The sequence below is a fragment of the Methylobrevis albus genome (assembly GCF_015904235.1).
GTDB classification, from domain to species: domain Bacteria; phylum Pseudomonadota; class Alphaproteobacteria; order Rhizobiales; family Pleomorphomonadaceae; genus Methylobrevis_A; species Methylobrevis_A albus.
Genome location: NZ_JADZLT010000055.1, coordinates 23,071 through 37,629 on the forward strand (window position 1 = coordinate 23,071; position 14,559 = coordinate 37,629).

Consider the following 14,559-nt stretch of genomic DNA (forward strand, 5'->3'; position numbering starts at 1 on the left):
CTCAGCCGAGGCGGCCGACGAGCAGCTCGTCGTAGATCGCCCGCTCGGCCGCCCAGTCGTGCCGGCTGCTCGGGCGCGCCTTTTCGAAGTAATGCGCCGAGGCCGCGTCGGGGCCGATCTGGTCGATCATCGAGAAACCGTAGGTGCCGACATTGGCAAGGCCGCCGCGCAGCCGCGCGAGCAGGCCGAGTACGGTGAGCCCGGCGCTGGGGCGGGCGTCGAGCCGCGCCATCAGCGGATCGGCGGCGTCGTCGGGGAAGCAGGCGACGCGGTAGCCGGCGGCGATGAGGTCGATCGGCAGCGACCAGTTGCGACAGAGCTGCATGAACCGCACCCCGGCGAGGACGAGGCGCGTGTCCGGCCCGACGTTGCGGATGAGTTTCTGGCGGTCGGTCGCGGCGCGCACCAGCACGTCGGTGCGCGTGCCGTAGTCGGGCGCGAACGCCGGCGCGACGGAGAAGTCGTTGAAGCGGACGACGACGTCGTGGGCGTCGATCGCCGCGCCGTTGCCGCGGCCGATCTCGATGCCGGAATTGCCGACGACGGCGATGCGCAAGGCGGGATCGGCGAGGTCCGACCAGAGCCGGTCGCGCTCGGCCCGCAAATGCGCGGCCGCCGCGATGACGGCGGCTGCGGCGGCGTGGTGCGCCGGGTCGGCGGCCGCGACGGCGCCGCCTGCGACCAGCGCGGCGATCGGTGGCGAGGTGGCGGCAAGGCGCGTGAGCGCCGGCTCGGCCTTGAGGCGGTCGATGATCTCGGCATCGCGGCCGAGGGCCGCGAGCAGGGCGAATTCGTCGGCGGCCATCGCGGCGGCGACGGCCGGCGCACGCGCCATCACCGCCCGGCAGAGGTCCAGCAATCGCTGCGACGCGCCCTCTCTTGTCCACAGCATGACGAGCGCCGAGCGCGCACTCGTCTGCAGCGGATCGTCGGCGCCGGCGAGAAACGCCGCGGCCTCGCCGAGGGCCGGTTCGTCGAGGCCGCCGGCCTTCGAACGCAGCGTCATGATCTTGCTGGCGGCGTAGGGGGCGTGGCCGTCGATCCGCGCGACCTCGGCCCAGACCCGCTCGGCAAGATCGAGATCGCCGCGCTTCACCAGAGCGAGGCCGATGTCCTCGACGAAATCATACACCTCCCCGGCCGGCACGCTGCCGAGCCGCCCGGCCGCGATCCTTGCCGCCTCGACCGGCTGGCCGGCCCGCGCGAGGCAACTCGCCTGGCGCATCCGGGCCCGCGGCATGCCGAGCAGGTGACACTTGCGCCAGAGCCGCGCCGCGCCCTCGAAGTCGCCGGCGCGCGCGGCCGCCTTCGCCCGGGCGGCGATCCGGCGGGTGACGGCGTCGTCGCCGGGCGTGGCGGGGGGATTGTCATCGGTCGATGTCATGACGGGTCCGGCGGGAAGGATGGTGCGTGCCAGATGCTGAACCGGCGGCCGGGAGGAACGAGCCTTGCGCCGTCTGCCCCCCGGCGCCATGATCGGATCTTGCCGGCTTTGGCGGCAGCGCGCCAGCGGCAGTCGCCGCCGCGGGGCCGGGGCGACGCACGGTCCGGCGCCGTCATACGCCGTTAACCATTTGTTAACCATAATCCTCGATTCTCACGAATCAGCCTCGTCGAAGCCTGCGCGAGCGAACGCCGGTAGCACGGGTCTGCGGGAGATCGGGCGATGGCCCACGGCGATTCTCTTCGGCCCCGTTCGTCCCTCGCGGACACGAACGCCGGCCTCGACATTTCCGGCTTCGTGCCGGCACCGGCCCGCGATGTGCGCGTCCTCGTGCTCGACGACGACGAGGTCGACGCCAAAACCCTCGCCTACTATCTCGACCGGGTCGAGGGGTTCCGGTTCAAGGCCAAGCATGTCACGACGCCCGAACAGGCGCTCGCCGCCATCGGGCGCGAGAGCTTCGACCTGTGCATCGCCGACTACTGGCTCGGCGCCGAAAGCGCGGTCGGCTTCATCACCGAACTCGGCCGCCGTCCCGAGGCGCCGCCGGTCGTCGTGCTGTCGCAGCTCGATTCCGGCGACATCCAGGACATCGGTCTCCGGGCCGGCGCGGCCGCCTTCCTCAGCAAGGACCTGCTGACGCCCGAACTGATCGGCAGCACGCTGCGCAGCGTGCTGCACGACGCTCGCCGGCAGAGCGCGCTGCAACTGCGCATCCTCTCCGAGGCCGACCGCGCGGACATGGCGGCCGGCACCGTGCTCGACTGGCTGAAGGGCCTCAGCGCCCGCGTCGACCGCATCCATGCCGCCGCCGCGATCGGCCGCAGCCTCGCCAACACCGAGGCCGGCCAGACCCAGGACTATCTCGACGAGATCCTCGCCTCGACCTCCGAGGTGCGGCGCGACCTCTATGAGCAGGTGGCGCGGCTACGCGACGCCGGCCGGCTGGGCCCGGTGGTCAGCCGCGTCGATGTCGCCGGCGTCGTCGCCGAGGTGGTGCGCACGATGCAGGCCGAGGCGGACCGGGCCGGCATGGGGCTCGACTACGTGCGCCCGGCGCTGCCGGTGCACGTCGACTGCGACGAGGACGGGCTGCGCAGCGCGCTCAGGCTGCTGTTCATCGGCGCGATCCGCCATGCGCCGCGGCCGGGCCCGATCACGATCCGCATCCGCATGCAGGGCGGCGGGCTGCAGATCCTGGTGCGCCAGCCGGCGCGGCTTACCTTCGCCGGCGGGCTCGACTGGGACGGCCGCGCCGGGCCGATCGATCTCGCCAGCCTCGTCGTCGACCGGCTCGTCTCGGTGCTGATGCTGGTCGAGGCGATGATCGAGCGCCAGCCCGGCCGGCTCGACGTGCTGCGCATCGAGGCCGAAGAGGCGGAGTTCGCGCTCTGCCTGCCGATGCGCCGCGCCCCGGAGCGTCTCGCCGGCTGACCGCGAGGGCTCGTGCGGTAACCCGTCCGAAAGGGGCGAATCACCTAGGCTGGTCGCCGGGGGCCGCATGCTGCGGCCGATCGGAGGCTGCATGGTCCTGCCGTTCGAAGTCGTCGCCTGGTCGAGCGTGGTCGCGGCGGTGGCCGCCGTGCTGGCGCTGCTCGTCGCACTGCGGGCGCTTGCCGTCGCCGGTCGCCCGGGCGGGCAGGCGATCGCGGCGCTCGCCGCCGCCGAGGCGCGGCTCGAACGGCTGACCCGCGACGAGTTCCGCGCCTCCCGCGACGAGGCCTCCGCCGGCGCGCGCGAACTGCGCGTCGAGGTCGGCGGCTCGATCCGCGGCCTCGCCGACGGCGTGCTGACGCAGATGGCCGAGCTGTCGCGGCTGCAGAAAGATCTCTTTCAGGGATTTTCCAACCAGCTCCGCGATGGCGCCGTGGAGACCGAGCGGCGGCAGTTGCAGAGCCAGGTGGCAATGCTCGGTGCGCTGAAGGACATCCGCGACCATCTCCTGCAGCAGGTCGAGGCGATGAAGGGCGACAACGCCGGCCACGCCCGGGCGCTCGCCGAGCGCACCGCCGCCAGCCTCGCGCAGTTCGGCGAGACCAGCGCGGCGCAGATGGCGCAGCTGTTCGCGATCCAGAAGGCGCAGCACTCCGATTTCGCCGAGCGGCTCGGAACGCTCGGCGCCGCGAACGCCGCCGCCAGCGAGGCGCTGCGCCAGGCCGTGGAGGCGCAGCTGTCGGGGCTCCGGCGCGAAAACGCCGAAAAGCTCGACCAGATGCGCGTCACCGTCGACGAGAAGTTGCAGGGCACGCTGGAGCAGCGGCTCGGCGAGAGCTTCAAGCTGGTCGGCGACCGGCTCGAGGCGGTGCACCGCGGGCTCGGCGAGGTGCAGACGCTGGCCGCCGGCGTCGGCGACCTGAAGCGGGTGCTGACCAACGTCAAGACGCGCGGCGGCTGGGGCGAGGTCCAACTCGGCGCGCTGCTCGAGCAGCTGCTGACGCCGGCGCAGTACATCGCCAACGCCTCCGTCGCCGAGACCGGCGGCGAGCGGGTCGAGTTCGCCGTCCGCCTGCCGGGCGGCGACGACGGCCGCGAGGTACTGCTGCCGATCGACGCGAAGTTCCCGGTCGAGGACTGGGAGCGGCTGCAACTCGCCGCCGATGCCGGCGACCGCGACGGCGTCGAGGCGGCGGCGAAGGCGCTCGACCAGCGGCTGCGGCAGTCGGCGCGCGACATCGCCGACAAATACGTGCTGCCGCCGCGCACCACCGATTTCGCGATCCTGTTCCTGCCCACCGAGGGGCTGTTCGCCGAGGTGATCCGGCGGCCGGGCCTCACCGACGAGCTGCAACGGCAGTTCCGCGTGGTGGTGGCCGGGCCGACGACGCTGGCGGCGTTGCTCTCCAGCCTGCAGATGGGTTTCCGCACGCTGGCGATCCAGGAACGCTCCAGCGAGGTCTGGCAGATCCTCGCCGGGGTCAAGACCGAGTTCGGCAAGTTCGGGCCGGTGCTGGAGAAGGTGAAGAAGAAGCTGCAGGAGGCGTCGAACACGCTCGACCAGGCCGACGTGCGCAGCCGGGCGATTGGCCGGCGGCTGCGCGACGTCGAAACATTGCCGCAGCCGGCCGCGGTTCTGGCGCTGGAGGTCGACGGCTTCGACGAGGAGGAAGAAACGGCCGCGTGATCCGGCGCGGCGACGGGGGTGCTGGAAACGCCGCGCCGGGCACTCTATAGGGACGGGGCCGCCGCTTGCGGTGCAGCAGACATCTCCGCGCGAGGCCCGGCATGATCCGCCATATCGTCTTCTTCAGCGCCCGCGACCGGGCCGACGTCGAGGCGATCCGCGCCGGGCTCGCGATTCTTGCCGGCATTCCGCACGCCGACCGGCTGGAAGTCGCGGTGAACGCGCGTGCCGACGCGCTGTCGGGCGAGGTCGACGTCGTGGTCTACGGCGAGTTTGCCGATGCCGCAGCGCTCGCCGCCTACAAGGCGCATCCGCTGTACCAGCGCTCGATCGAGCTGGTGCGGCCGCTGCGCGAATTGCGCATCGCCGCCGACTACGAGACGGCGACGGCGGCGATCGGCAGGGCCGGCGTCGCCCCGGTCAGCGGTGCACCTTCGTCGTGAGCTTCACCTCGGGCCAGTTGCCGTCGGCGCGGGCGATGTAGCCCGGCACGTCCTTCGCCCAGGTCGCCTGCACGCCGGTGTCGTAGTTGAGGTAGAGCTTGCCGTCGACGATGGTGAAAGCGGCGGGGTCGATGCCGGCCTTGTAGCCGCGTGCCGTGCCATAGGCGCAGAAGCCGCCGTATTGCGGGGCGTAGCGGGCGGGATCGGCGAGGAAGGCGTCGCGGTTGCCGGTGTCGGCGAAGCGGAAGGTCGCGCCGGCGTGCTCGGCGGTGATGTCGGCCCGGCCGGCGACGGGGGCGGCGTCCTCGAAATAGGCGACCGGGTCGTAGCCCTTGATCGCGACGCCGTCGATCTCGTTGATCTCGCCGGCGTGGGCGGCGCCCGATGCCGCGAGTGCGACGGCCAGCACGACCGCGCCAAGCCATCCTCGATGACTGTTCATCTTGTTGGTCCTCCCACGGCGACCCGCCGCGGAAGGCAGAATGTCGCCGACGGAAGCCGGCGTCCAAACACGAACGGCGCCGGGGTCTTCACGTCCGCTCGACGGCGGCGCGAGGCCGCCGCCGCGCAGCGTGACGGGAGCTCAGAGCAGACCGGCGGAGGCGGTGCGGACCTGGATCGCGGCGGTGTTGACCTCCTCGGACGCACTGGCGATGGCGCCCATGTTGCCGACGATGGTCTCGACGCCGGTCGCCGCGACCTGCATGTTTTCCGACATGTCGCGGGTGACGCTCGCCTGCTCCTCGACCGCGGTCGCAATCCCCGACGAGATCTCGTTGATGCGCGAGATCGTGGCGGCGATGGAGCCGATCGCCTGGGCGGCGGAGCCGGCGGTGGTCTGGACCGCGTCGATCTGCGCGCCGATCTCCTCGGTCGCCTTGGCGGTCTGGGTCGCGAGGTTCTTCACCTCGGACGCGACGACCGCAAAGCCGCGGCCGGCTTCACCAGCCCGCGCCGCCTCGATGGTGGCGTTGAGCGCCAGCAGGTTGGTCTGCGCCGCGATGCTGCTGATCAGCTCGACGACGGCGCCGATCTTCTGGGCCGACGTCGACAGGCCGGCGACGATGCCGGTGGTGCGCTCGGCCTGGTCTACCGCCTCGGTGGTGACGTTGAGCGCGGTCGAGAGCTGGCGGCTGATCTCCTGCACGGAGGCTGCGAGTTCCTCGGCGCCGGAGGCGACCGCCTGCACGTTCGACGAGGTCTGGGTCGCGGCGCTCGCGGAGCTCGCCGCCTGTGACGTGACCTCGCCGATCGATTCGGTGATCGCGGCGAGATCGGCGGCGATCGCCTTCTGGATGATCTCGCGCCGCTTGCGCTCCTCGACCTTGCCCGTGATGTCGGTCGCGAACTTCACGACCTTGAACGGTTTGCCGTTCATGTCGAAAATCGGATTATAGGAGGCCTCGATCCACACCTCGCGGCCACCCTTGCCGATGCGGCAGAACTCGGCGGCGACGAACTCGCCGGCGCCGAGGCGGCGCCAGAAGTCGCGATAGGCGGGCGAGTTCGCCTCGGAGGACGAGACGAACATCGAGTGATGCCGGCCGCGGATCTCTTCGATCCGATAGCCGAGCGCGTTGAGAAAATTCTCGTTGGCGTCCGTCACGGTGCCGTCGAGCTCGAAGTGGATCACCGCCTGCGAGCGGTTGAGTGCTTCGATCTGGCCTGCGTGCTCGGCGGACCTGAGCTTTGCGGTCGAAACGTCCGAGGCGAACTTGATGATCTTGAACGGCCGGCCGCTGCTGTCGAGCAGCGGGTTGTAGGAGCCCTGGATCCAGACCTCGCGGCCACCCTTGCCGATGCGGCGGTATTCGGCCTGCTGATACTCGCCGCGGGCGAGCGTTGCCCAGAAGTTCGCATAGGCCGGCGAACCATGTTCGGCGGGATCGACAAAGATGCGGTGATGCTTCCCCTTGATCTCGGACAAGGAGTATCCGACGAGACGCAGGAAATTCTCGTTCGCATCCAGGATGTTTCCGGATGTGTCGAACGAGATGATCGCAAGGGACTTGTCGAGGGCCACCAAGGTGGCGGCATCCTCGCGGGTTTTGCTACTGGTCAGGCCAAGCATGACGCTCTCTTCGATGATGCTGATGCGGTCTTCTGTCTTAGCTTTTCTTGTCCGGACAGCGTATAATGATTACGTTAAAATTGGATTAATTCTTCTGGTTTAGTAGAAACACTTATAGTCGTTACTGTTCTATCGCAGATGGAAATCGATTCAATTTGCCCGGATAAGCAATTTAAAGGGGAACGACACGTCCTGGAGCTATGCGTTCAGGGTGTAAAGCCCAAGCATGACAGAATTGGCGAGCTATCCCACGGACGGATATCTCGGTGTCCAGCTTTTGCGGGACGCGCAGATGGATGGCCGGGACCGGGTGTGGGGGCGCCCGCAGGCAAGCCCGCTGCCCGCTCATTTCGGGGCGGCCTCGCCGATGCCGGCGCAGGGGTCCGGGTTGCCGCCGCCGCCGCGCGGGGGAACCGCCACGGCAAAATCGAACAGCGGTGCGCCGTCGGCGCCGGTGGGCACCGGCGCATCCGTCTCCCGGCCGGCCTCGACGAAGCCGACGGCGACGGTGACGAGGTCCGGTGCGGTTTCACGCAGCACGAAGGGGACGCCCCAGTCGTGGCGGGCATGGCCTTCGCCGGCGACGAGGACGGCGGTGCTGTTCGGCGCGTCGGCCTTCGCGGCGCGCAGGGCCGCGGCCATGGCGCCGTCGCGCGCCCGCTGGACGGCGATCATCGCCGGCACGGCGGCTTCCGGCAGCTTGCCGCAATGGGCCTCGATCAGGACGCGGCCGAGATCGCTGCTGAGCTGCTCGGGAAACGGGCGGTCGAGGCCGAGGCGGCGGCGCTCGTCGGCGTCGATCGCATCCGGCCCGCCGCGGCCGATGCTGCGCTTGTCGGCGACGTCGAGGTCGCCGGCGCGGATCGGCGCACCCGCCGCCAGCGCCGCCGCGATCACCGGGCGATAGAGACCGAAGCCGAACCAGTGCTCGTCCCAGGCGGTCGCCGTGGCAAAGCCGTCGGCATCCGGGTCCGGCCCGGCGCGGTGGGCGTCGATCGCCGGCTGCGCCGAGGCGGGCAGCATTTCCAGCACCACGACCGGCGGCGCGCCCGCCGCGGCGAGCCGGCGGATGATCTGCGCCTGGCCGGTGTGATGGCCGGGATGATCGTGGATTTCGCCGAGAATGACGACGTCGGCTCGGGCCAGCGCCGCGTCGAAGTCGGCGAGGCTCACCGTGCGCTGCGCCGCCGCCGACCAGATCTCGCCGACGTCGAGCGCCGATGCCGGGGCCGCGGCGGCGAGCAGGGTCGCCGTGAAGAGGGTCAGGCGCAGCACATCGGTTCTCCCGTCGGTCGAATGCCCACACCATCTAGGGCGATTCGGCTCCGGTCCCAGTGCTGGCATCCCAGTGCTGGCATCCCAGTGCTGGCATCCCAGTGCTGGCATCCCAATGCTGGCATCCCAGGGGCCGGGCGAACGGCGGCGCGGGTGCAAGCCGCCCGGCGTCGAGGTTCAGGCGTCGTTGGCGGTGCGCGCGGGCGCGGCGGCGACGAGGGCGGCGCCGGCGAGCGCCCGGGCCCGGCGCTGCTCGCGGTCGAGCTTCAGGTCGTAGGTGATGGTGGCGCCGGCCGGCCCGGCCTTGCCGCCGTCGGGGCGGATCTTGTCGAAGACGAGCACGCGGGTGCCGAGCTTGAAGGCCTCGCCGATGTCGTGCGTCACCATGAACACCGTCATCCGCGTCTCCTTCCAGAGCCCGGACAGGAGTTCGTGCATGTCGGCGCGGATGCCGGGGTCGAGCGCGCCGAACGGCTCGTCGAGCAGCAGGATCTTCGGCTTCATCGACAGCGCCTGGGCGATCGCGAGGCGCTGCTGTTGGCCGCCGGAGAGCTGGGCGGGATATTTGTCGGCGTGCGGCCCGAGGCCGATCTTCTCCAGCATCGCCATCGCCGCCGCGCGGGCGTTGCGGCGCCGCGCGCCGAACAGGCGGGCGAGGGGCGAGCCGGAGGCGAAATCCGCCGGCAGCACCAGGTTGCCGGCGACGGTGAGGTGCGGGAACACCGAGTATTTCTGGAACACGATGCCGCGGTCCGGGGTCGGCTCGGGCGCGACGGTCTCGCCGTCGATCAGGATCGCGCCCGACGACGGGCGCTGCTGCGACAGCAGCATGCGCAGGAAGGTGGACTTGCCGCAGCCCGACGCGCCGACGATGGCGCAGAACTCGCCGCTGGTGACGGAAAGGTTGACCCGCTCGAGGATCGGCACGCCGCCGATGCTGAGCGCGATGTTCTGGACGTCGACCGTGCTCACAGCCCGCCTCCGCTCTTCGACCAGGGGAAGGCGCGGGCGGCGAATTCGCGCAGGGCGAGGTCGCTGAGCCAGGCGAGCAGGGTGATCCAGGCGACGTAGGGCAGGATCACGTCCATGGCGAGATAGCGCCGGACGAGGAAGATGCGGTAGCCGAGCCCGTCGGTGGCGGCGATCGCCTCCGCGGCGATGAGGAACAGCCAGGCCGGGCCGAGGGCGAGGCGCAGCGAGGCGACGAGGCGCGGCAGCGTCTGCGGCAGCACCACGCGCAGCGTCATCGCCCAGGACGAGGCGCCGAGCGTCTGCGCCTTGACGATCTGCTCCTCGGGAATGTCGGCGACGCGGCTCGCGAGATCGCGGGTCATCACCGGTGTGATGCCGATCACGATCAGCGCCACCTTGGAGAGTTCGTCGAGGCCGAAGACGATGAAGAGGATCGGCAGGATGGCGAGCGGCGGGATCAGCGACATGGCGCCGACCAGCGGCGCGAGGGTGGCGCGGAACTTCGGCACGAAGCCGATCATGATGCCGAGCACAAGGGCGATCGCCGCGGCGATGCCGAGCCCGAGGCCGAGGCGCGACAGGCTGGCGAGCGTATCGGTCCACAGCACGATGTCGCCGGAGCGACGGTCCGGCTCGGTGGCGAGCCGGACGAAGGTGTCGAACATCGACGAGAACGCCGGCAGCAGCCGGTCGGCCGGGTTCGCCTCCAGCCGGATCCGCGAGGCGAGCGCATAGATCACCGCGATGGCGGCAAAGGGCACGACGCCTAGGATCAGCCGCGAGCGCCGCGTCGGAAACTGATTGATGATGCGCATGCCTTGCCCCGCCCGCCCCGCGCGCACCGCCACCGCCGCCGGGCGGGGCGGCGGTGCGCCGAGGATCAGAGTGTGCCCGCAGCCGCCTCGGCCATGAAGGCCGGATCGAAGCGCAGTTTCACATTGTTGGCGTCTCCGAGGATCTTTTCCCCCGGAAAGGCGATGCCGACGAAATCGGCGCTCGGCGCACCCTCGCCGAGGATGCCGTGGTCGAAGAGGAAGTTGCGCACGTAGTCCATGCTCTTGACGATGTCCTCGCCGCCGACGAAGGCGACCGCTTCGGCCGGATCGTAGTACATCTTCGTCGACGCGAGCTGGGCGTCGAAGCCGGCGAGGTCGGTGCCCGACGCGGTCGCCATCGCGGTGCGCGCGGCGCGGCCGGCCTCGTCGTCGGCCGACATGATCGTCATCGCCTCATACCAGGCGCCGGCGAGGGCCTTGCCGAAGTCGGGGTTGGCGGCGAGCGTCTCGGTGTTGACCATCATCGCGTCGATGATCTCGCCGGGAATCGCGGACGAATCGAACACCTTGGTGGCGCCGGGCTGCTCGAGGATCGCCGAGACCAGCGGGTTCCAGGTGACGACGGCGGAAACGTCCGAGGTCGAATAGGCCGCGATCATGTCGGCGTCGGAGGTGTTGACGACGGTGATGTCCTTCTCGGCGAGGCCGACGCTGTCGAGCGCGCGGGCGAGCAGGTAATGCGAGACCGAGAGCTCGACCAGGTTGACCGACTGGCCGGCGATGTCGGCGAGCGCGGTCTTGTCCTTCAGGATCACCGCGTCGTTGCCGTTCGAGAAGTCGCCGACGATCAGGGCCGTGGTGTCGACGCCGCCGCCGGCGGGGATCGACAGCGCGTCCATGTTGGTCATGGAGCAGCCGTCGTAGGTGCCGGCCGTGTACTGGTTGATCGATTCGACGTAGTCGTTGATCTGCACGATGTCGACGGTGATGCCGTACTTGTCGGCCCACTTCTTCATCAGGCCGCTGTCGGCGATATAGCCCCAGGGCATCCAGCCGACGTAGATCGACCAGCACACCTTGAAGTCGGTTTTCGACTGCGCGGCGGCGGGCAGCGTGCCGCCGGCGGCGACGCCGAGGGCGAGAGCGGCGCCGGCCGCGCCGATCACCATGCGGCGGGTCCAGGATGAAAGCTTGGCCATTGTGTTCCGAAACCTCGGTCTGGCGCCGGCCGTCCGGCCATCGCGCGCGTTAAGGGACAGAGGTTCGCCAGGCGCTAACGAGACGCAACGAGAGGTCTGGCTTGCGCGCGGCAAACCGAATGCAGTGACCTCCCGGGATTTTGGCCCGCCGTGTCTCCGGGCGCTCACCGCCGGAGCGCATCTCTCGGACCAGCACCCGCGCCGCGGATCGGAACCCTAGATGCTCTGCACTCGGGATAGGCAAAGCAAGGCATGTGCCACCGGGCTTGCGGCTAACGTGTAGCGTCGGATGGCGCCACAGGCGCATCTGCAGCGGCCGATGCAGCCTCCGGGATGGCGCCGCGATCATCGGACTGCTGAAATGTTGGGCAAGTAGCGGTGCCGCGAACGGACTTGCATGCACCATCTGCGGCGTCGCTGCGCTCCGGCCAGAGCCGTGACAGCAGTTCGTAGGCGGCGAGCACGAAGGCGAGCAGGGCGGTCAGGCCGATCAGCAGCGGGTCGCTGGTGGCGCGGTCGAACCAGCTCGCGCCAATGATCGTCTGCTCGGTGCCGAGCCGGTCGATCGTCATGCCGGTATCGCCGAGCGGCGAATACATCACGGCCTGCAGGCCACCCGCCTCGCCGCCGGCGTCGCGCTGGGTGAGGAAGCCGATCACCGGCCGGCTGGCGCGGCCGTCGCGGGTGGTGATCGCAACCTGGTCGCCCGGGAGCAGGTCGCCCTCGGCGATGCGGACCGGCCGGTCGCCGCGCAGCAACAGCTGTTCCCGGATTTCGTAGCGGCCGCGAATCAGCAGGTCGCGCGCGCCCGCCGATGGGACGGACCCGGCGACGACCGTGCCGGAGAAAACCAGCGCCCCGCTGTCGGCCCAGTCGGTGGCGCGGACGATGACCAGCGAGCCGGCAGAGAGCGTCTCGCCTCGCACGGTCGCGGACCCGGCGCTGCCGGCGTCCCCGCCCGGCGGCTGATCGACGACGCGCACGATCAGCGGTGCGTCGCGGCCGTGGCGCGAGACGTTCACCCGGCTGCCGGGCGGCCAGGCGATCTCGGCTGCCTCGGTTTCGAAAGCCGCGAAGAGCCGGGCGTCGCAGACGGCGTCGTGCGGGGCGGGCGGCGCCGTCCGCAACGCTCGGGGGCGGCGGACGCAGACGATGGACCGAGGCAGGCGCCAGAGGCTCGACGCCTGCCGGTCGAACGCGATCTCGACGCCGTTCGTCTCGGTCTCGACGATGAAGGAGCGGTCGCGCGGCCAGAACGACAGGCAGGCAACGAAGGTGACCAGCGCGATCATGGCGGCAAAGCCCGCCCGCCGGTATCGGTCGCTCGCCGAGGCTTCGCCGAGGCGGCGAAGGAGCGCCTTCACGGGGTGATGCCGCTCGGCGGGATCACCACGGCGACCGCCGCGTCGAAGGAGCCGCGCCGCACGCGGTTGACCTCGACGGACAGCGCGTCGCCGCCGAAGAGGATCGCGCCGGGCAAGTCGCAGATGAAGTCAAAAGCGGTGCGGCTGCTCGACTGGCTGGGAAGGCAGGAGAAGTCCGCATCGCCGACGACGAGGTACACCTCGTCGGCGCGGGCGGAGTTGACGAGCAGGCGCGCGCCGTCCGTGTCGGCGGGGATGTCCTCGTTCCAGCCGGCCGGGGCATATTCGGCGCTGTCCTCGCCGCAGGCGCCGCGACGCACGGCGACCGCGATGTCCTCGCTCTCGATCTCCTTCAGGAGGTCTTCGTGATGGTCCGACTTAAATGGCAGCCGCGCGACGCCGCCGCGCCACGTCGCGCCGATCGCGTAGGCCTGCTCCGCCTCGTAGCGGCCGTCGCTGGAGACGACCCGGACGCACATGTCGGCGCCGCGCCAGGCGGCGGGCACCCGGGCAAACAGCGCCGGCCGCGCGGCGGCCTTAGGCCCGCTCATCAAGAGCCCGACGACGATGCCGGCAACCAGCTCGCCGGACGAGATGCGCGCCTTGGTGCCGTAGCGCTCGACGAGGGCGCCCTTCGGCGTGATTTCGGCCACCTGGGCCGCGGCCGGCGCGAGGCCGAGCAGGATCAGAGTGCAGGCGGAAAAGAACCGGATCATCGCAAGATTTCCCCCGTGCGGTCTTTGTGGCACAACGCGAGGGCAATTTGAACGCGTTGGTCGGGGTCGCAATGCACGTCGTCGCCGGGCTGTTGCTGCTGCTGGTGCTGCTCTTCTCGCCGGAGCCGGCGCGCGCGGAACTCGTCGCGGTCAACGGCGCCACCGGACACGGCTTCGTCTTCACCTACCGGCGCCATTGCTACGTGATCCTGCCGTCGCACGTGCACGGCCGGAAACGGCGCATCAGCATCCTGACCGCGGCCCCCTCGGCGACCGGCGATGCCGACATCTTCCGTTCGTTCGCGCCGGCGACCGATCTCTCGATCGGCCTTGTCCGGCCGGGGTTCGAGCCGCGCTGCAACGATCGCTGGGAAGACCTGCCGGACCGGGTCGATCCCCTGCTCGACGCCAGCGACGAGGGCACGCTCGTCCGCCTCTCCAGCACCGGCCTTGCGCTGCACGTGCCGATGGCCATCGTCAGCCGCGACTACGAGACGTTCACCGCGAAGCCGGTCGGCGAGGAGCGCGAGGCGGAGATCTTCCAGGGCATCAGCGGCGCGATCCTCCGGATCGACGGGCAGCCGGTGGGGATGGCGATCGAATCCGGCTCGGTTTCGGAAGCCGTGTTCCTGCGCATCGATGCGATCCGGGCTCGGCTCGACCGGCTGCTGGAAGGGCAGGGCGCCGCGGCCGAAGTGGCCGGCGGGCCAGAGGCGGAGACGCCCGCGGCCGGGGCGGCGGCAAGCGGGCAGGGGTGCACGCCGGGCGGGCTGCCACTGAAGTCGGCCGTGTGCAACCGCGAGCCTGTCGCGCCGGAATTCGGCTGCAGCAACCTCGTCACGGGGGAAGCGGCCGTGTTGATGCCGCCCGGGCGGTTCGAGATGGTCGTCGAGATCGATCGGGACGACGCGGTTCCGGTCTCCGAAGTCAGCCTCGCCGCGTCGCCCGTCGAGGGTGAGAGCACGGCGCCGAAGGCGGTGCGGATCGAGATCGACAGTTCAGCTTCCGGCCGGCCGCGCTGGCGGGCGTTCGGTACCGGCGACATGACGCCATTCGGCGCGTTCCTGCTGCGCAACGGCACGGCGCCCTATGCCCGGCGGCTGAAGCTCACGGTCGAGGGAACGTGGGACGCGGCGCAGCCGGTGACGCTCGGATGCGTGGGGGTGCGGTAGGGCGCA

General features: G+C 70.5%; 13 protein-coding genes and 1 riboswitch. Of the genes, 4 read left to right on the forward strand and 9 right to left on the reverse strand.

From position 1 onward, the window contains the following. Window position 1 precedes the first annotated feature (1 nt). Window positions 2-1,384 carry a glycosyltransferase family 29 protein gene (locus I5731_RS16905; RefSeq protein ID WP_197312594.1) on the reverse strand — a complete coding sequence of 461 codons (1,383 nt, stop codon included), beginning with the start codon at window positions 1,382-1,384 and terminating at the stop codon, window positions 2-4. 282 nt (window positions 1,385-1,666) lie between these two features. Here I5731_RS16905 and I5731_RS16910 point away from each other — a divergent pair, with 282 nt between their 5' ends. The 3 genes from I5731_RS16910 (at window position 1,667) to I5731_RS16920 (ending at window position 5,008) form a co-directional block, all read left to right on the forward strand. Then, window positions 1,667-2,878 (forward strand): ATP-binding response regulator, encoded by a 1,212-nt coding sequence (locus I5731_RS16910; RefSeq protein WP_197312595.1) that lies wholly within the window; start codon window positions 1,667-1,669, stop codon window positions 2,876-2,878. Window positions 2,879-2,969: 91 nt separating this feature from the next. After that, the gene (locus I5731_RS16915; RefSeq protein ID WP_197312596.1) at window positions 2,970-4,565 is read left to right on the forward strand and encodes a DNA recombination protein RmuC; all 1,596 of its coding nucleotides are present in this window, start codon (window positions 2,970-2,972) and stop codon (window positions 4,563-4,565) included. A gap of 101 nt (window positions 4,566-4,666) precedes the next feature. After that, complete coding sequence (locus I5731_RS16920; protein ID WP_197312597.1) at window positions 4,667-5,008, forward strand: Dabb family protein; 342 nt, start codon at window positions 4,667-4,669, stop codon at window positions 5,006-5,008. Here I5731_RS16920 and I5731_RS16925 read toward each other — a convergent pair. The 8 genes from I5731_RS16925 to I5731_RS16960 form a co-directional block, all read right to left on the reverse strand. Further along, window positions 4,986-5,450, reverse strand: coding sequence for a YHS domain-containing (seleno)protein (locus I5731_RS16925; RefSeq protein WP_197312598.1), 465 nt, complete (start codon window positions 5,448-5,450; stop codon window positions 4,986-4,988). The two genes, I5731_RS16920 and I5731_RS16925, sit on opposite strands and share 23 nt — an antisense overlap. Window positions 5,451-5,591: 141 nt before the next feature. Continuing rightward, window positions 5,592-7,079 (reverse strand): methyl-accepting chemotaxis protein, encoded by a 1,488-nt coding sequence (locus tag I5731_RS16930; protein ID WP_197312599.1) that lies wholly within the window; start codon window positions 7,077-7,079, stop codon window positions 5,592-5,594. A 345-nt stretch (window positions 7,080-7,424) separates the two neighbouring features. After that, window positions 7,425-8,354, reverse strand: a complete 930-nt coding sequence (locus I5731_RS16935; RefSeq protein WP_197312600.1) for a ChaN family lipoprotein — start codon at window positions 8,352-8,354, stop codon at window positions 7,425-7,427. A 177-nt stretch (window positions 8,355-8,531) separates the two neighbouring features. Beyond that, window positions 8,532-9,326, reverse strand: coding sequence for an ABC transporter ATP-binding protein (locus I5731_RS16940; RefSeq protein ID WP_197312601.1), 795 nt, complete (start codon window positions 9,324-9,326; stop codon window positions 8,532-8,534). Next, window positions 9,323-10,141, reverse strand: a complete 819-nt coding sequence (locus tag I5731_RS16945; protein ID WP_197312602.1) for an ABC transporter permease — start codon at window positions 10,139-10,141, stop codon at window positions 9,323-9,325. The genes I5731_RS16940 and I5731_RS16945 overlap by 4 nt, the downstream gene beginning before the upstream one ends. A 65-nt stretch (window positions 10,142-10,206) precedes the next feature. After that, the gene (locus I5731_RS16950) at window positions 10,207-11,301 is read right to left on the reverse strand and encodes a putative urea ABC transporter substrate-binding protein (protein WP_197312603.1); all 1,095 of its coding nucleotides are present in this window, start codon (window positions 11,299-11,301) and stop codon (window positions 10,207-10,209) included. Between the two features lie 127 nt (window positions 11,302-11,428). After that, window positions 11,429-11,532: riboswitch (guanidine-I (ykkC/yxkD leader) on the reverse strand. Between the two features lie 41 nt (window positions 11,533-11,573). Further along, the gene (locus I5731_RS16955) at window positions 11,574-12,665 is read right to left on the reverse strand and encodes a hypothetical protein (RefSeq protein WP_197312604.1); all 1,092 of its coding nucleotides are present in this window, start codon (window positions 12,663-12,665) and stop codon (window positions 11,574-11,576) included. Beyond that, complete coding sequence (locus I5731_RS16960; protein WP_197312605.1) at window positions 12,662-13,381, reverse strand: hypothetical protein; 720 nt, start codon at window positions 13,379-13,381, stop codon at window positions 12,662-12,664. Before I5731_RS16960 ends, I5731_RS16955 begins: the two co-directional genes overlap by 4 nt. Window positions 13,382-13,428: 47 nt before the next feature. On the opposite strand from I5731_RS16960, the gene I5731_RS16965 reads away from it, so the two are divergent. Then, window positions 13,429-14,553 carry a hypothetical protein gene (locus I5731_RS16965; protein ID WP_197312606.1) on the forward strand — a complete coding sequence of 375 codons (1,125 nt, stop codon included), beginning with the start codon at window positions 13,429-13,431 and terminating at the stop codon, window positions 14,551-14,553. Window positions 14,554-14,559 lie beyond the last annotated feature (6 nt).